The sequence below is a fragment of the Chloroflexota bacterium genome, from assembly GCA_040902225.1.
Lineage (GTDB): Bacteria > Chloroflexota > Limnocylindria > QHBO01 > QHBO01 > CF-167.
Genome location: JBBDXT010000004.1, coordinates 886,729 through 902,665, shown reverse-complemented (window position 1 = coordinate 902,665; position 15,937 = coordinate 886,729). Strand labels below are relative to the sequence as shown.

The following is a 15,937-nucleotide window of genomic DNA, read 5'->3' as shown; positions in this document are numbered from 1 at the left end:
ACGGTCCGGCCACTGTAGCCAGATAAGGGCCGCGCGGCCAGCCCCTAGAATCAGGCTCAACCGTCCCGGGGCCGCTCAGCAGATGGTCCATTCCGACGGGGCAGTGGCGTGGCTGATCACCCGTTGAGCCCTGGCGGCAACCGACGAGCTGTTGTGGCAACCGAGTGGTCACGCAGGATGCTGGACGTATGCCAGTCACAGCTCAGCTGTCAGCGCGAAAGGCGGATCGTCCGTCAAGCACGAGCAACCCATCGGCTCCTGGGTCTCGGCCAACGGCCAGCGCATGAAGCAGCTCACGCGAACCTAGGGGGAAGGTCCCACGCAGGGAGGGGAGCACCTCGCGCAGCACTTCGCGGTTGCGACGCGTGCCTCGCACGACGAGGATCATGCGTTCCACGCCGCTGTCCTGCTTCTTGCGCTGCATCCTGCGCTCCAGCGCCTGGAGGTCACGGAGTGCCACCTCCGCCTCCACGCCGATGGAAACCGGTCCGTCCAGGCGCCGATCCCAAGCCCGCAGATCACCTGCCTGCCCGACGGGCGCCTCGTGCACGACACGCCAGCGACCGCCTACCCGCGCCTCGAGAGTCGCCAGCAGACCGACGTGAGCCGCATCGCGGATCGGCCGTCCGGCTGGATAGACCTTCACTGACAGGTTCCCCCCGAGCGCGGCGGTGATGACCGCCGCTCGCACCATTCCGATCTCATGCGACTCGCCGCGTTCGATGCGCGCGTATGCGGAACGCGAGATTCCGACGGTGTGAGAGACGGCCGACTGCGACAGGCCGGCCCCAAGGCGCAGTTCGCGCCACTCCGTCGTCAGTTCGCCGGCCAGGCGCTCGCCCTTGAGCCGGCCCACCGTGCGTCGATCGTCGCGACTGCCCATGACCCGATGATCCGACGCGCGACGTTACGGCGGACTTATCGGCCGATGGCCGATCGGTGGTCACTATGACCAGCGAGGCGGTACCGATGACCTTTCGGCGTATCACCGGGGCAACCCAGGGCTCCAGCTGACCATCCGACGCATCAAATCGGCTACTCGGCTGTCTCGATTGACAACAAGGCGGTCACAGGCTACCGACCCTAGAATCAAGGGACCGATGTCTCCTCAACCCAAAGCTGTTCCAATCCTCAGCCCGGAGGAGATCCTCGCGCGCCTGAATCCGCCCCAGGTAGAGGCGGTCTCGCATACCGGCGGCCCGCTCCTGATCCTGGCCGGCGCCGGATCCGGCAAGACACGGGTGCTGGCGCACCGGGTCGCCTATCTGGTCGCCACCGGCACCAGGCCGTGGCAGATCGTGGCAGTGACCTTCACCAACAAGGCGGCCAACGAGATGCGGGAGCGGATCGCGGGGCTGATCGGGGAGGAGGCGGCACGCGAGGCCACGATCGGCACCTTCCATGCCATCTGCGCGCGCATCCTGCGCCGCGACGGCAACGCCATCGGCCTCACCAGGTCGTTCACCATCTACGACCGGGCCGACCAGGTGGCGATGGTCAAGGGGATCCTGCGTCGGCTGGACCTCGACGAGAAGCGATTTGCGCCCGCGGGAATGCTCGCCTGGATCGGCCAGCGCAAGGACGAGCTGGCGGACCCCGTCACGGCCAGCCGGCAGGCGGGGAACTACTACGACGAGACGGCCGCCCGCGTCTATGCCGCCTACCAGGAGCAGCTCCACGAGGACGACGCGGTCGACTTCGACGACCTGCTGATGCGCGCCGTCTTCCTGTTCGAGCAGCATCCCGAGGTCCTGGCCCGCTACCAGGGCCGCTGGCAGCAGATCCTGGTCGACGAGTACCAGGACACCAACCGCGCCCAGTACCTGCTCTGCAGCCTGCTGGCGGCGAAGCACGGCAACCTGGCGGTGGTGGGCGACGACGACCAGAGCATCTACTCCTGGCGTGGCGCGGATCTGCGCAACATCCTGGACTTCGAGCGCGACCACCCCACCACCAAGGTTGTGAAGCTGGAGCAGAACTACCGCTCCACCCAGACGATCCTCGACGCCGCCCATGCGGTGGTGTCGCGCAACGAGGGCCGCAAGGAGAAGAAGTTGTGGACCGACCGCGGGGCAGGCACCGCGATCACCCTCTTCGACGCGTACAACGAGTACGAGGAGGCTGAGTTCGTCGCCCGCCAGATCGAGCGCCTGACGGGCTCCGGACGCAGCGGGCTGAACGCCATGCTCACCGCCCGGGCCGATGACGAGGCCGGCTCCCTGCGCTACGGCGAGATCGCCATCACGTATCGGATCAATGCCCAGAGCCGCGTGCTGGAGGAGGCGTTCGTCCGCTTCGGGATCCCGTACCAGCTGGTCGGCGGTACGCGGTTCTACGAGCGGCGCGAGGTGAAAGACGCGCTCGGCTACGTGCGCCTGTCGCGCAACACCTCGGACCGCGTGGCGCTGGAGCGGGTCATCAACGTACCGGCGCGCGGAATCGGCGACAAGACGATGGGGGAGCTGCGTGCCTCCGCCGAGGCTCGCGGCGGGACGCTGTGGGACGCGATCGAGCGTGCCGGTGAGAACCCGAACCTGTCGCCTCGCGCCCGCACCGCCCTGTCCGGCTTCGCCGAGCTGGTGCGCGGCTTCGCGGCGATTGCCGCCAAGGAGCCGCCCTCGGCCCTCTTCGACGCGGTGTACGAGCGCACCGGTCTTCGCGAGCAGCTCCAGGACGGGACCGATGACGGCGAGGAGCGCTGGACGAACCTGCTCGAGCTGCGCAACCACGCCGCCGAGTTCAACGAGCTGGCCATCCCGGAGGGACTGGAGCGCTTCCTGGAGGAGGTCGCGCTGGTGAGCGACCAGGACGAGCTGGAGGATCGGCCCGACCGGGTGACGCTCATCACCCTGCATGCCGCCAAGGGACTGGAGTTCCCGATCGTGTTCATCGTGGGGCTGGAGGAGGGGCTGCTGCCCCACCGTCGCGCCCTCGAGGATGACCGCGAGCTGGAGGAGGAGCGGCGCCTCGCCTACGTGGGGATGACCCGCGCCAAGGATCGGCTCTACCTGGTGCATGCCAACCATCGCTCCACCTGGGGGGTGGGCGCCGCCAGCGAGCCGTCGCGCTTCCTCGCCGAGCTGCCGGAGGAGCTGCTGGAGGCCGACCGCGAGGCGGCAACGCCATATCGCCGCGCCTGGGGTGCTCAAGGTGGCTGGCAGCGACGCGGCACCGATGACGACGAATGGTTGCCGGGCGGCTATCGCTCGCCGGGGCATCGGGTTCGCGAGAACCTGCGGCCGGTGAATCTGCCCGACCTGTCTGCCCCGGTGCCGATCGGGAAGGAGCTGGACGCCGCCCGCGAGCGCGTCTCGCAGTCACAGTACGAGAAGGGTGAGGAGCTTGACCTGGGCAGTGGCGCCTTCGCTGCCCAGCATCCTGACGCGGTGGCGACCGCCGATGCCACGACCGTGGAGTGGCGGGCAGGCGACAAGGTGCGGCACCGCCGGTTTGGGGAGGGGATCGTCGTCTCGAGCCGGCTCGAGAAGGGAGATGAGTGGGTGACCGTCGCCTTCGTGGGGCAGGGAGTCAAGGAGCTGATCGCCGCCTACGCCGGGCTGGAGCGAACGTAGGGGCCGGGCCGGAAGCAGCTCTCCTCGCGTCGGCTGCTCGTGCAACCGTGCAGCTGTGCGTTCGTGCAGCACGAACAGGCTCGACACAGGCGGCGCCCCCTCACACCGACCACTAGAATCCGCCGCATGCCGGAACCGGACCCGCACGTCCAGGTGCTGCTCGACGGCCTCGAGGCCGCGCGTCACGAGTTCCTCGCCGCCCTGGACGACATCGATCCCACGCTGCGCCTCACCCCGGGCCTTGTGGAGGACTGGTCAGCCCGCGACCTCCTGGCGCACGTCGGCTACTGGACCGGACACGCAGCCGAGTCGCTGCACCGCGCCGAGCAGGGGGAGCTGTCCGACTTCGGCCGGGACGAGCTGTCGGTCGACGAGCGCAACGAGGTCGTGACGCGCGTGGCACGCGAGACGGACTTCGCCACCGTCGCCAGCCGCGAGCAGGGCGCCTACGAGGCCTTCGTGGCACGTCTGACGGCGGTTGACACGGAGGCACTCGGCGATCGCAATGCCGAGGGCGACACGCTCGAGGAGATCGTCGGCTTTGACGGAGCCGATCATTACCGCGAGCACACGCTCGACATTCGTGCCTGGTTCGACGGCAAGGACGCCCCCGACGAGGCCGATGCCGACTGATCCTGCCGCGCGCGCCGCAGAGCTGCGCGCCGCGCTCGACGACGCGAACTACCGCTATTACGTCCTCGACGATCCAACGCTCGAGGACAAGGTCTACGACCGCATGCTCCGTGAGCTGACCGAGCTCGAGGCCGCGCACCCCGAGCTCGCGTCGCCCGACTCGCCCACGCAGCGGGTCGGAGCGGTGCCGTCGACCCTCTTTGCCGAGGTTCGCCACGAGTTCCCGATGCTGTCGCTCGGCAACGCCTTCGGCCACGACGAGCTGCGAGAGTTCGACGCCCGCGTCCGCAAGGGACTGGGCCTCACGGCGGACGGCCCAGCGGTGGCCTACGTCTGCGAGCTCAAGATCGACGGGCTGGCGATCAGCCTGCGCTACGACGGCCGTTCCTTCGTTCGAGGCGCCACCCGCGGCGACGGCAGCACCGGCGAGGACGTCACCCCAAACCTGCGCACTGTGCGCGCCATCCCGCTCCGGCTGCGGGCCGACCCGCCCGGCGAGAAGCTGGAGGTGCGGGGCGAGGTGTTCATGCCGCGCGGTGCCTTCGCAACGCTGAACGAGCAGCTCGAGCGCGAGGGCAAGCCGCTGTATGCGAACGCCCGCAACACCGCCGCCGGCACGGTGCGCCAGAAGGACCCGGCCGTGACCGCGGGGCGGAGGCTATCGGTCTGGACCTACCAGGTGGTGGGCGTTCCCGGTCTCGCCAGTCACTCGGAGTCGCTGGCCCTGATGCGCGAACTTGGGTTCCCGGTCAACCCCCATGCGCGGCGGATCGAGGGGGCAGATGCCGTGATCGGGTATGTCGAGGAGTGGGCCGAGGCCCGCAAAGACCTGGACTACGAGACCGATGGCATCGTCATCAAGGTCGACAGCGTCGAGCAGCAGCAGACCCTGGGCTTCGTGTCGCGGGCCCCGCGCTGGGCGACCGCCTACAAGTTCCCGGCCCAGCAGGTGACCACCAAGCTCGAGCAGATCGAGGTCTACGTTGGGCGGACCGGCGCGCTCACCCCGGTCGCCCACGTGACCCCGGTCGTCGTGGGCGGCACCACGGTCCGCAACGCCACGCTCCACAACGTCGACGAGATCCGGCGCAAGGACCTGCGGGTGGGCGACACGGTCGTCCTGCAACGGGCGGGCGACGTCATCCCGGAGGTGGTGAGCGCGGTAGTGGACGCCCGCGACGGCACGGAGACGGTCTGGGAGATGCCGTCCGCCTGCCCCGTATGCGGGACCGCAGCGGTCCGCGAGGAGGGTGAGGTCGTCTGGCGCTGCCCAAACCCGTGGTGCCCAGCCCAGCGCATCGGCGGCCTGCTGCATTTCACCGGTCGAGGCGGAATGGATATCGAGGGGGCCGGCTACGCCGTCGTCAACCAGCTGGCAAAGCGGGAGCTCCTGCGCGAGCCGGCCGACATCTTCAGGCTGGCTGTCGAGACGCTCGAGGGCCTGGACCGATACGCCCGCAAGAGCGCTGAGAACCTGTATGCCGCCATCCAGGGCGCGCGCCGACGGCCGCTGGCTCGGATCCTCAACTCGCTCGGCATCCGGCACGTCGGGGAGCAGACCGCGATTGACCTGGCCAACTGGCTGACGCGCGATACGCCGCGCCTTGAAGGCGAGGACGAGGCCGCCTGGACGCGCCGCGTGGCCGACCGCCTGCGCGACGCGTCGGCCGAGGAGCTCACGGCGGTGTTCGGGATCGGGCAGGTCGTCGCCGAGGGGATCGCCGGCTACTTCGCCGATGAGCACACGCGCGACACGCTTCACCACCTGCTCCACGCCGGCGTGGTCGCCGAGGCGCCCGAACCCGGCGCACCGGTCGAGGCGGGGGAGGGGCCGCTGGCCGGCAAGACACTGGTCGTGACCGGCACCTTGCCCGGGTTCAGCCGGGAGGAGGCGGAGACGGCGATCCGAGTTGCGGGCGGCTACGCCGCGGGATCGGTGAGCGCCAAGACCGATTACCTGGTCGCCGGCGAGAAGGCGGGGAGCAAGCTGGCCAGGGCCGAGAAGCTGGGCGTGCCCGTCCTCGACGAGGAAGGGTTCCGCCGGCTGCTCGACGGCGGTCCGGCGTGACGACCGAGCTGCGCGACTACGTGATCGCCGCCGGGCACCTCGATGACTTTGTGGCGGCCTGGCGAGAAGGCGTCGTCCCGCTGCGCAAACGCTTCGGATTCCGGATCGAGGGCGCCTGGACGATCCGGTCGGAGCGGCGATTCGTGTGGATCCTGGCCCACGATGCGCCCGAGGAGGAGTGGGAAGCAATCAATGAGGCCTACTACGCCTCCAGTGAACGGGCAGCCCTCGATCCCGACCCGGCTGAATGGGTTGAGGAGTCCCGACAGGTCTTCGTGAGGCCCATCCTGCCCACCTCGCAGTGACGAAGCCCCCCATCCTGACCCGCCCATTCCTGCTGGTCAGCCTCGCGTCGCTTGCGTACTTCGTTGCCGATGGCACTTCGCTCGCCCTGGTTGCGCGCTTCGCCACCGGACCGCTCGGTTCTGACGCCTTCGGTGCAGGCCTGACCTTCGGCGCGTTCAGCCTGTCCGCATTGGTGCTGAGGCCCCTGGCCGGGAGCCTGGCGGATCGGCGCGGACGTCGGCCGCTGATGGTCGGTGGCTCGCTGCTGTTCGGCGCCGTCATGCTCGCGCACCTGCTGGCCGATTCGCTGGCGATCCTGGTAGCCCTGCGGCTCCTGCTCGGGGTGGCCGAGGCGATGGTCTTCGTGGCGGCCTTCGCGGCCGAGGCTGACCTGGCTCCGCCCGAGCGTCGGGGCGAGGCGCTGACTCTCTTCTCGCTGTCGCTGTATGTCGGGATTGCGGTGGGGCCGCTGATCGGGGAGGCCGCGTTCGGGGCCGGGGGCTTCTCGGCGGTCTGGATCGCCTCTGCCATCCTGGCGGCGATCGCCGCGCTCGTTGCGTTGGCCGTGCCTGAAACGCGTCCAGTGGAGGAGCCCGGGCCGACTGCCCCGGGACGCCCGTTGCACCCCGCAGGCATCCTGCCCGGCCTGATCCTGATGACCGGCGTGTGGGGTATGGGCGGCTATTTCACCCTGATGCCGCCGTACGTGGTCGGCCCGCTGGGCCTGGACGGAGCCAGGCTGTTTCTGTTCACCTTTGGGGGCACGGTGATCCTGGCTCGGCTGATCGGGGTCCGGCTGCCGGACCGGATCGGCGCGCGCAGGCTGTCCGGAACGGCGCTCCTCATCACCGCAGCCGGACTTGGCCTGATGGGGCTCATGCCGACGATGTCCGGCCTGCTGGCCGGCACCTTCCTGCTGGGCCTGGGAGTGGCGTTCACGACGCCGGCGCTCGCCTCGCTGACGGTGACCCGTGCGCCCGCCAATGAGCGCGGCGCCGCGCTGGGCACGTTCAGCGCCTTCATCGACCTGGCGTTTGGCCTGGGGCCGATCACGATGGGCGCGGTGGCGGCCGCGAGCACGACCCCGATCGCCTTCCTCAGCGCGGCCGGCGTTGCGCTGATCGGGGCCGCCATCCTGTGGCGGTGGCTGCGGGACGCGGCGCCCGCCTAGGTCGGCGGTCGGTCGCCCTCAGCGAGGAACGCCTCAACCAGCTGGTCGTAGCCGCGGAATGAGCTGCGGACGGTGTGCCCACACTCCGGATCGACCTCGAGGCGCGCGCCGGGGATAGTCTCGGCCACCAGCTGCGTCGAGGCCAATGGCACCACCTGGTCCTTGCCGCCTGCCAGCACCAGCGTCGGGACCCTGATCTCGTTGAGCCGATCCGTGACGAAGGAGCTCGGGTCGAGTGTGGCGCGCAGCTCCCCGATGAATCGCTCCGGGGTGGAGGGGTGTGGCTGGAACGCCCCGCTCACCGCAGGGACACCCGCGGGAGCATCCGCGGGCACGCTCCCTGCCGGCTTGAGCTGGCGGGCCAGCCGGGCGAAGAAATCGGCCCATTGCCCGCGCTCGGCGAGGTCCAGCCACTGGGCCATGCGCACGGTCATCGGCGAATCGGGAGGAGTCTCCGACGCAACCGAGGAGAGGACCAGGCGCGCCACCAGCTCCGGATGCTCCACCGTCAGCCACAGGGAGATGCGCCCCCCGCCTGATTCGGCCTCCACCGCCACCGGCGGCACCACGTCGCGCAGCGCCTCCAGCCCGCGCGCAACCGCCTCAGCCGCTGCCCGTGGGTGCAGCATTCGGGCGGCATCGGCCGGGTCGTCCGGCAGCGGGCGCCCCATGACCACCACCGGTCGGCGAGCCGTTCGACGCTCCCACCGCCGTACGTGGGCGTTCTCGGATCCCGTTAAGGGCCGCAGCCCGATCTCAACCCCGCCGAGTACCAGCAGCGGCACGCCGGGGCCGCCGGGCAGAAGCAGCGCCTCGATCCGCCCGCCGGGTATCGGGATGGCGATGGCACGCGGGTCGTCAGACATGCGTGTCATTGTGGCGGCTGAAGGCCGCGCAGCGGCGTGTCGTCGCGGTGTCATGGTCGCGCGTGCATTCGTGCAGCACGATTGCACGAGTGCATGATCAACCTTGACGCCGGAGGATCGCCTCGCGATCAGCCTCAACCCACAGCACCTCGGCGATCGCAGAGTCGACCACGTCGCTCGGTGCCCGCGACTCCGTGCGCCCTGCCGCACCATGGCCCGCTCCGATCGGGTCCATCACCGGTCGGATCCGATTCTCGGGAGTCCATGGCGGCGGGAGTCGTGCCATCCAACGGGGAGGGACAGCGGCGTACTCCTCGAGGAACCTTCGGATCACGGCATTGAGACTGGAACCGCCGAAGTACGCCCGGGCGCGTGCCCAGGTGAGGACATCGTTGTCAACGCGGAATGTGACGCTGGTATCACGCGGAACGCGGGGAGTCGGCTCAGGCACAGCGGCAGGATGGGCACCGGGTGCTTATCAGCGGCTTATGATCGAACCATGATCAGCCGATCCGATGTCGAGCATGTCGCCAGCCTCGCGCGGCTGGGCCTGACCGATGAAGAGATCGAGCGGCTCGTGCCACAGTTGAGCCGGATCCTGGAGGCGGTGGGCACGCTGTCGGCCGTCGACACGAGCTCGGTGGGACCAACCGCGCAGGTGATCGCGCTCGAGAACGTGATGCGCGACGACGTTGCCCGGCCGGGCATGAGCCGCGAGGTGGCGCTGGCCGAGGCCCCGATCCGCGAGGGCGGCCTGCTGCGCGTCCCGGTCGTGCTCGAGGAGGGGCGCTAGCGCGATGCCAGGCACGCTCCCGCTCGCCGACCGCACCATCGCCGAGGTCGGAGAGCTGCTTCGCCGACGCGAGGTCAGCTCCCGCGACCTGACGGAGGCCTGCCTGGGACGCATCGCCCGCGACGGTGAGCGGCTCAACACCTTCCTGGCCGTTGGCGAGGAGCGCGCGCTGGCCACGGCGGACGATGCGGACGCCACATTCAAGGCCGGCGAGGGAGCGGACAGGCCCCTCCTCGGCATCCCGTACGCGCTCAAGGACATCTTCGTCACTCGCGCCCTGGACGACGACGGGCAGCCGAACGGCGGCCTGCCGACCACGGCCGGCTCGCGCATCCTGAAGGGCTATCGCTGCGCCTATGCCTCGGACGCGGAGGAGCGGCTGAGCAACGCGGGTGCCGTCCTGCTCGGCAAGACCAACCTCGACGAGTTCGCGATGGGCTCGTCCAACGAAAACAGCGCCTACGGCCCGGTCCACAACCCGTGGGACGACAGCACGGTGCCGGGCGGCAGCAGCGGTGGGTCGGCCGCGGCGGTGGCATCGGGGCAGGCCTTCTTCGCAACCGGGACCGATACCGGCGGCAGCATCCGGCAGCCAGCCTCGCTCTCGGGGATCGTGGGATTCAAGCCGACCTACGGGCTGGTGAGCCGATATGGGATGGTCGCCTTCGCCTCGTCGCTCGACCAGTGCGGCCCGCTGGTGCGCTCCGTCGCAGACGCGGCCGCGGTCCTCCAGGCGCTGGCGGGGCACGATCCACGCGACTCGACCAGCGTCGACATCCCGGTGCCCGACTATGCCTCGGCGCTGACCGGCGAGGTGCGCGGGCTGCGGCTGGGCGTCCCGCGCGAGTACTTCGTGGCGGGGATGGAGCCGGGGGTCGAGGCGGCGGTGCGCTCCGCCATCGGCGTCCTTGAAGGGCTAGGCGCCGAGATCGTCGAGGTCTCGCTGCCCTCCACCGACCACGGCCTGGCCACCTACTACATCATCACCCCGGCCGAGGCGAGCGCGAACCTGGCCCGATACGACGGCATCCGCTACGGCCTCTCCGCCGGCGAGGACGATCTGCTCGAGAACTACCTGCGCACGCGCGGCTCCGGCTTCGGTCCGGAGGTCAAGCGCCGGATCATCCTGGGCACCTACGCGCTTTCGGCCGGCTACTACGACGCCTACTACGTCAAGGCCCAGCAGGTGCGCACCCTGATCAAGGCCGAGTTCGACAGCGTCCTCTCCAAAGTCGACGCGCTGCTGGCGCCGACCTCGCCGTCGGTCGCGTTCAAGATCGGCGCCAAGACCGATGACCCGTTGCTGATGTACCTCAACGACGCGTGCACGCTGCCGGTCAACATCGCCGGGCTGCCGGGGATATCGGTCCCATGCGGGCTGTCAGATGGGCTGCCGGTGGGGTTTCAGGTGATCGGGCGGGCCTTCGACGAGTCGACGGTGCTGCGCGTGGCCGATGCCTACCAGCGCGCCGCCGGCTTCGCCGACCTCCGACCTCCAACTGCTCACGACTGACCCCCGTGACCCCGGAGGAGCATCTTGCCCAGGTGGAATCGTGGCGCGCGAGACGCGACGAACGGCTGCGCAGCCCCGATGGTTGGCTGGCGCTGGTCGGGCTGTCCTGGCTGACGCCGGGGGAGAACCACGCCGGGGCGCACCCGTCCAACGATGTGATCCTGCACGGGCACGAGATTCCTCCGCGGGTCGGGTCGCTGTGGCTGGAGGACGGCCGAGTGCGTTTCGTGCCGCACGAGGGGGTATCTCTGCCCGAGACGATGATGCTGGACGACCAGGTGGGGGACCCGACGGTGCTGGAGCTCGGATCCCTGCGCTTCCACGTGATCAGGCGCGGCGACCGATTCGGCGTTCGGGTGCGTGACGAGATGGCTCCGGCGCTGGCGACATTCGCCGGCATGCCGCACTTCGCGGTTGATCCCAGCTGGCGCGTCACCGGTCGGCTGGAGGCCGCGCCACCGGACGCGATGCTCGAGATCGTGGACATCACCGGTGCGCACAGCCTGGAAGCGACGCCCGGATCAGTCGCCTTCGAACGTGAAGGGGCTATGTGGCGCATTGCAGCCCTGCCGGGCGACGATAGCGACGGCTGCCTGTGGCTGATCTTCGGCGACGCGACCAACGGGACCGATACTTACGGCGGTGGCCGCTTCCTCTCCACCGAGCCGGTTGGCGAGGATGGCACGGTGGTGGTCGACTTCAACCTGGCCTACAACCCGCCCTGCGTCTTCTCGCCGTATGCCACCTGTCCGCTCCCGCCGCCGCAGAACAAGCTCGCGCTGCGCATCGGGGCGGGGGAGAAGGCGTGGCACGCCGCTGAATGAGGGGGTTCTCGCCCGCGCCGCCGCTGTCAGGGTCGTTCGTGCGGTCGTGCAGCACGACCGCACGGCTGCACGGCTGCACGACCGAGCTTGACGCCGACGCCAGCCCGCCCGGGGACCGTGTGCACCGCGCCCCCACTACCCCTCTGCTCGGAGCTCCTCGAGGTCCAGGCCGCGCTCCACCCGGCGCAGTGCCTCGTCGCTGATGACGCCGCGGTCGCGCAGGTCGATCACCGCCAGGCGCTGGGCATCGATCACCGCGCGCTGGATGATGGCGTGCTCGACTGCCTCCTGGTCCTGCGGTACCTCGCCGGACTCATGGTCGTGATCGAGGTGCTCGGTGGCGTGCTCGTGGCGTTCGCGCAGGTGCTCGATCAGCTCGAGGTGGCCCGGCCACTCCGCGGCCAGCTCGTCGAGGCGCGATAACGCGGCCTGCACCGCCGCCTCGCGCGCGTGCAGCTCCTCGTGCGCGGCTGAGCCGTCGTCGCCCACGCCGAGCCATCGGATCAGCAACGGCAGCGTGAGCCCCTGGCCGACGAGCGTGGCCAGGATGACGGAGAAGGTCAGGAAGATGACGAGATCGCGCTCCGGGAAGGGAGCGCCCCCCTCCACGGTGAGTGGCAAGGCGAGGGCGGCCGCCAGCGATACCACGCCGCGCATGCCGGCCCAGCCCACGACCAGGACGTTGCGCGGCGCCGGCGGTAGCTCTCGCTTGCGCATCTTCGACGACAGCCAACGCGGCAGGTACGTGCCGGGGAAGACCCACGCCAGCCGCACCAGGATGACGGTCACGCTGACCGCCACCGCCAACAACGCGAGCTCGCCAAACGAGCGCGAGGCGGAAAGGGTGTCGAGGATGGTCGGCAGCTGGAGACCGATCAGGATGAAGACCAGGCCGGTGAGCGTGAAGACCACCATCTGCCACACGCCGGAGCCAAGGACGCGGGTGTCCGAGCTGCTGATGCGCGGCACCTTCCGGCCGACCACGAGGCCGGCGGTCACGACCGAGAGCACGCCTGATACCCCCAGCGCCTCCGCCGCCAGCCACGCTCCGAACGGCGCGAGCAGCGAGAGCAGGACCTCCACCGGCGGATCCTCGAAGAGCCCCAGCACATAGGTGATCGCCCATCCTGCGAGCAGGCCGATGACCACGCCCCCGACGCTCACCATCACGAAGGAGACCGCCGCATCCCCGAGCGAGAAGGTGCCACTCACCGCCGCCGCCAGCGCGAGCCGGTAGGCGACCAGGGCGGTGGCGTCGTTCACGAGCGACTCGCCCTCCAGGATGATCACCACGCGACGTGGCAGCCCCAGGCGCTGCGCGATCGACGTGGCGGCGACCGCATCGGGCGGGGAGACGACGGCGCCGAGCAGGAAGGCGACCGCCCACGGGATTCCCGGCGCCAGGGTGTGCACGATCACGGCGACGATCCCGGTCGTGGCCAGCACGAGCCCAACCGCAAGGAGCCCGATCGGCCGCGCGTGTTCGGCCAGCTCGCGCGGCGAAGTGAAGAAGGCCGCGGAGAACAGGAGCGGCGGCAGGAAGAGCAGGAAGACGAGCTCGGGCGCCAGCTCGACGTGCGGCAGCCCCGGCACCAGGCCCAGTGCCAGCCCACCGAGGGTCATCAGGATCGGATAGGGGATACCGATGCGCCGCGCGGCAACGGTGAGCAGCGCGACCGCCAGCAGAAGCGCCAGGACCTGCTCGACCGGTTGCACGTCGCAAGCCTAGCGCGAGGATTACACTCCGGACGCGATGACCACCGAACCCGCCGCGCCACGCGTCGCACGCCCGACGTCCGACTTCCTGTCGGACAAGGTCCGCTCCCTCCAACCCTCGGGGATCCGCCGCTTCTTCGACATGCTGGCCGAGATGAAGGACGTGATCAGCCTGACCATCGGCGAGCCCGACTTCGTCACGCCTGAGCCGATCACGCGGGCCGCCATCGCCAGCCTCGAGGCGGGCGAGACCCACTACACCGCCAACGGCGGGATGATCGAGCTGCGCGAGGCGATCGTGGCGGACCTGGAGGCGCGCTACGCGATCCAGTACGAGCCTCGTACCGAGCTGATCATCACGGTCGGCGCATCCGAGGCGGTCGACGCCGCGCTGCGCGCCGTCTGCGACCCCGGCGACGAGGTGATCTATCACGAGCCGTCGTTCGTGGCCTACGCGCCGTGCATCACGCTCGCCGGCGGCATCCCGGTCGCCATCGCCACCGGCGACGAGACCGATTTCCAGATCACCGCCGCGCAGCTGGAGGCGGCCATCACGCCTCGCACCAAGGCGCTCTTCCTGGGCTACCCCAACAACCCGACCGGGGCGGTCCTCGACCGCGCCGAGCTGGAGAAGATCGCGGCCGTGGTCGAGCGGCACGACCTGCTGGTGATCAGCGACGAGATCTACGAGCGGCTGGTGTACGGCGGCCACGAGCACGTGCCGTTCTCGGCGCTCCCCGGCATGCGGGAGCGCACCGTGCTCATCGGTGGCTTCAGCAAGAGCTATGCCATGACCGGCTGGCGCATCGGCTGGGTGGCTGCACCCGCGGACCTGATGGTCGGGATCGCCAAGGTCCACCAGTACGGGATCATGTGCGCACCCACCGTCGCCCAGTTCGCGGCCCTGGAAGCGCTCCGCATCGGTGAGCCATTCGTGCTCGAGATGCAGGCCGAATACGACCGACGCCGGCAGCTGATGACCCGCCGGCTGAACCAGATGGGGCTGCTCTGCTTCGAGCCGCGTGGCGCCTTCTACTGCTTCCCGAACATCGCGCGCACCGGGATGGACGACGAGACGTTCGCCCAGGAGCTGCTGCGCGAGGAGCGCGTGGCGGTCGTGCCCGGCACCGCCTTTGGCCCATCCGGTGCCGATCACGTCCGAGTCTGCTACGCCACCGCCTACGAGGAGCTGGTCGAGGCGCTCGACCGGATCGAGCGGTTCGTCAAGCGCCACCCGTGACCGCGTGGCGGCGGGTGGTCGAGGGATTCTCGGAGACCGCCGAGAACTACGCCCACAGCATGGCTCCGTCCCTGCGCACCATGGCCGTCTCGGTCGTGCAGCGCGCGCGGCTGCGCGACGGGGACCGGATCCTGGATGCCGGCACCGGCACGGGGGTGGGCGCTTCGGCGGCGCTGACATCGGGGCGCCAGGTCGTCGGCGTGGACGCCGCCCCCGGGATGCTGGCCATTGCGCGACGCGAGGTTCCAGGCGCGCGATTCGTCGAGGCCGATTTCGCGGAGCTGCCCTTCCCCGCCGGCTCGTTCCACGTCGTTATCTCGGTCCACGCGCTGCACTTTGCGGCGGACCCCGTCGCGGCTCTGCGGGAGTGGCGGCGCGTCACGACCGGCGGCGGGCGCCTCTCGCTCTCCGTGCCCGGCCCCCACTCGGCGCTCCACTACCGCCTGTATGACCCGATCTACCGGCGCCATGGGCTGCACCGTCGCGTCGAAGTGCCAACCCGCGGCAAGCTCCTGGCCTGGGCGCGCGCCGCCGGCTGGCGGCATGTCACGGTCGAGGCCGATCCGGCCACCACCATTCGCCTGGCCGGCCCCGATTCCTTCGAGCGCTGGATGCGCACCGGCTCGCGCTCGATTGCCAGTCGTGCCCTCAGCGACGAACGATTCGAGGCCCTCTCCGCCGACCTGCTGGCTGCCACGCCGGTCGGCCCCGATGGCCTGCTCCACATCCCGTTCGGGACGCTCTACCTGACCGCCCGCAACCAGTAGCGGCGTTCGTCGGGGGGCGACGTCAGCGGGCGTTCGCCATGCAGGCCCTCGCCAGCGGCATGAGCGCCCATGGCGAGTGCTCGCCGGTTGCGTTCGATTCGGCGGTGAGGTCGATCCTGGGATCCTCGGCGATGAGCCGCCAGATCCAGCGCGCCTCGACGCTGTCGTTCTGCTCCTCGACCTGGGCATCGGTCTGCAGGCGCAGGCCCTTCACGCTGGCCCAGCGGTGCAGCTCGCCGCGGAGCGACCAGGGTCCCTCCGGGTCGGCGCCGGTGGGCTGGTAGTAGTACTCGAGGAGGCCGATGTCGGTCGCGACCAGGATCCGAAGCCGGCCGTTATCCGGGTTGAGGGTCACGTGCGCCGCGATCTCGGTGGCACCCAGCTCGCCCAGCTGGTGCTGCAGGATGGCGCGCGACCGCCCCAGCGAGTCCCACTCCCCGATCTTCATGCCGCTGAGGATAGCCGCTGGGTGTCGACGGCGGTCGCGTG

At 70.0% G+C, this 15,937-nt stretch carries 15 protein-coding genes; 10 read left to right on the top strand and 5 right to left on the bottom strand.

From position 1 onward, the window contains the following. Window positions 1-202: 202 nt before the first annotated feature. Window positions 203-883, bottom strand: coding sequence for a helix-turn-helix transcriptional regulator (locus WEB29_06800; GenBank protein ID MEX2136652.1), 681 nt, complete (start codon window positions 881-883; stop codon window positions 203-205). Between the two features lie 217 nt (window positions 884-1,100). On the opposite strand from WEB29_06800, the gene WEB29_06795 reads away from it, so the two are divergent. From WEB29_06795 to WEB29_06775, 5 genes are all read left to right on the top strand, one after another. Further along, window positions 1,101-3,572, top strand: coding sequence for a UvrD-helicase domain-containing protein (locus WEB29_06795; GenBank protein MEX2136651.1), 2,472 nt, complete (start codon window positions 1,101-1,103; stop codon window positions 3,570-3,572). 126 nt (window positions 3,573-3,698) lie between these two features. Next, window positions 3,699-4,205 (top strand): maleylpyruvate isomerase N-terminal domain-containing protein, encoded by a 507-nt coding sequence (locus WEB29_06790; protein ID MEX2136650.1) that lies wholly within the window; start codon window positions 3,699-3,701, stop codon window positions 4,203-4,205. Continuing rightward, on the top strand, window positions 4,195-6,273 hold the full coding sequence (gene ligA, locus WEB29_06785; GenBank protein MEX2136649.1) for an NAD-dependent DNA ligase LigA: 2,079 nt from the start codon (window positions 4,195-4,197) through the stop codon (window positions 6,271-6,273). The genes WEB29_06790 and ligA overlap by 11 nt, the downstream gene beginning before the upstream one ends. Continuing rightward, the gene (locus tag WEB29_06780; protein ID MEX2136648.1) at window positions 6,270-6,578 is read left to right on the top strand and encodes an NIPSNAP family containing protein; all 309 of its coding nucleotides are present in this window, start codon (window positions 6,270-6,272) and stop codon (window positions 6,576-6,578) included. Before ligA ends, WEB29_06780 begins: the two co-directional genes overlap by 4 nt. Then, on the top strand, window positions 6,575-7,729 hold the full coding sequence (locus WEB29_06775) for an MFS transporter (GenBank protein ID MEX2136647.1): 1,155 nt from the start codon (window positions 6,575-6,577) through the stop codon (window positions 7,727-7,729). The genes WEB29_06780 and WEB29_06775 overlap by 4 nt, the downstream gene beginning before the upstream one ends. Here the strand turns inward: WEB29_06775 and WEB29_06770 are convergent. Together WEB29_06770 and WEB29_06765 are read right to left on the bottom strand one after the other, a co-directional pair. Continuing rightward, on the bottom strand, window positions 7,726-8,595 hold the full coding sequence (locus WEB29_06770; GenBank protein ID MEX2136646.1) for an alpha/beta fold hydrolase: 870 nt from the start codon (window positions 8,593-8,595) through the stop codon (window positions 7,726-7,728). The two genes, WEB29_06775 and WEB29_06770, sit on opposite strands and share 4 nt — an antisense overlap. Before the next feature lie 97 nt (window positions 8,596-8,692). Beyond that, a complete protein-coding gene (locus WEB29_06765) occupies window positions 8,693-8,833 on the bottom strand; it encodes a hypothetical protein (GenBank protein MEX2136645.1) in 141 nt (46 codons plus the stop codon). 261 nt (window positions 8,834-9,094) lie between these two features. Between WEB29_06765 and gatC the strand changes: the two genes are divergently transcribed. From gatC to WEB29_06750, 3 genes are read left to right on the top strand one after another with little or no spacing between them, the layout of a single operon-like run. Next, the gene (gene gatC / locus WEB29_06760; GenBank protein ID MEX2136644.1) at window positions 9,095-9,388 is read left to right on the top strand and encodes an Asp-tRNA(Asn)/Glu-tRNA(Gln) amidotransferase subunit GatC; all 294 of its coding nucleotides are present in this window, start codon (window positions 9,095-9,097) and stop codon (window positions 9,386-9,388) included. A gap of 4 nt (window positions 9,389-9,392) precedes the next feature. After that, window positions 9,393-10,901, top strand: a complete 1,509-nt coding sequence (gene gatA, locus WEB29_06755; protein MEX2136643.1) for an Asp-tRNA(Asn)/Glu-tRNA(Gln) amidotransferase subunit GatA — start codon at window positions 9,393-9,395, stop codon at window positions 10,899-10,901. Window positions 10,902-10,933: 32 nt separating this feature from the next. Then, window positions 10,934-11,725 (top strand): DUF1684 domain-containing protein, encoded by a 792-nt coding sequence (locus WEB29_06750; GenBank protein ID MEX2136642.1) that lies wholly within the window; start codon window positions 10,934-10,936, stop codon window positions 11,723-11,725. Window positions 11,726-11,860: 135 nt separating this feature from the next. Here the strand turns inward: WEB29_06750 and WEB29_06745 are convergent, their stop codons facing one another. Continuing rightward, entirely contained in the window at window positions 11,861-13,441 is a 1,581-nt protein-coding gene (locus WEB29_06745) for a Na+/H+ antiporter (protein MEX2136641.1), read from the bottom strand. Between the two features lie 37 nt (window positions 13,442-13,478). Here WEB29_06745 and WEB29_06740 point away from each other — a divergent pair, with 37 nt between their 5' ends. Beyond that, the gene (locus WEB29_06740) at window positions 13,479-14,681 is read left to right on the top strand and encodes an aminotransferase class I/II-fold pyridoxal phosphate-dependent enzyme (protein ID MEX2136640.1); all 1,203 of its coding nucleotides are present in this window, start codon (window positions 13,479-13,481) and stop codon (window positions 14,679-14,681) included. Next, the gene (locus tag WEB29_06735) at window positions 14,678-15,448 is read left to right on the top strand and encodes a methyltransferase domain-containing protein (GenBank protein MEX2136639.1); all 771 of its coding nucleotides are present in this window, start codon (window positions 14,678-14,680) and stop codon (window positions 15,446-15,448) included. Before WEB29_06740 ends, WEB29_06735 begins: the two co-directional genes overlap by 4 nt. Before the next feature lie 22 nt (window positions 15,449-15,470). Here WEB29_06735 and WEB29_06730 read toward each other — a convergent pair whose 3' ends face one another. Further along, complete coding sequence (locus WEB29_06730; GenBank protein MEX2136638.1) at window positions 15,471-15,896, bottom strand: hypothetical protein; 426 nt, start codon at window positions 15,894-15,896, stop codon at window positions 15,471-15,473. Window positions 15,897-15,937 lie beyond the last annotated feature (41 nt).

Excerpts from the sequence above, each read along its gene's own strand:
- WEB29_06800 (MEX2136652.1), bottom strand. The coding sequence starts at position 883 with ATGGGCAGTCGCGACGATCGACGCACGGTGGGCCGGCTCAAGGGCGAG.
- WEB29_06795 (MEX2136651.1), top strand. The coding sequence starts at position 1,101 with ATGTCTCCTCAACCCAAAGCTGTTCCAATCCTCAGCCCGGAGGAGATC.
- WEB29_06790 (MEX2136650.1), top strand. The coding sequence starts at position 3,699 with ATGCCGGAACCGGACCCGCACGTCCAGGTGCTGCTCGACGGCCTCGAG.
- ligA (MEX2136649.1), top strand. The coding sequence starts at position 4,195 with ATGCCGACTGATCCTGCCGCGCGCGCCGCAGAGCTGCGCGCCGCGCTC.
- WEB29_06770 (MEX2136646.1), bottom strand. The coding sequence starts at position 8,595 with ATGTCTGACGACCCGCGTGCCATCGCCATCCCGATACCCGGCGGGCGG.
- gatC (MEX2136644.1), top strand. The coding sequence starts at position 9,095 with ATGATCAGCCGATCCGATGTCGAGCATGTCGCCAGCCTCGCGCGGCTG.
- gatA (MEX2136643.1), top strand. The coding sequence starts at position 9,393 with ATGCCAGGCACGCTCCCGCTCGCCGACCGCACCATCGCCGAGGTCGGA.
- WEB29_06740 (MEX2136640.1), top strand. The coding sequence starts at position 13,479 with ATGACCACCGAACCCGCCGCGCCACGCGTCGCACGCCCGACGTCCGAC.
- WEB29_06730 (MEX2136638.1), bottom strand. The coding sequence starts at position 15,896 with ATGAAGATCGGGGAGTGGGACTCGCTGGGGCGGTCGCGCGCCATCCTG.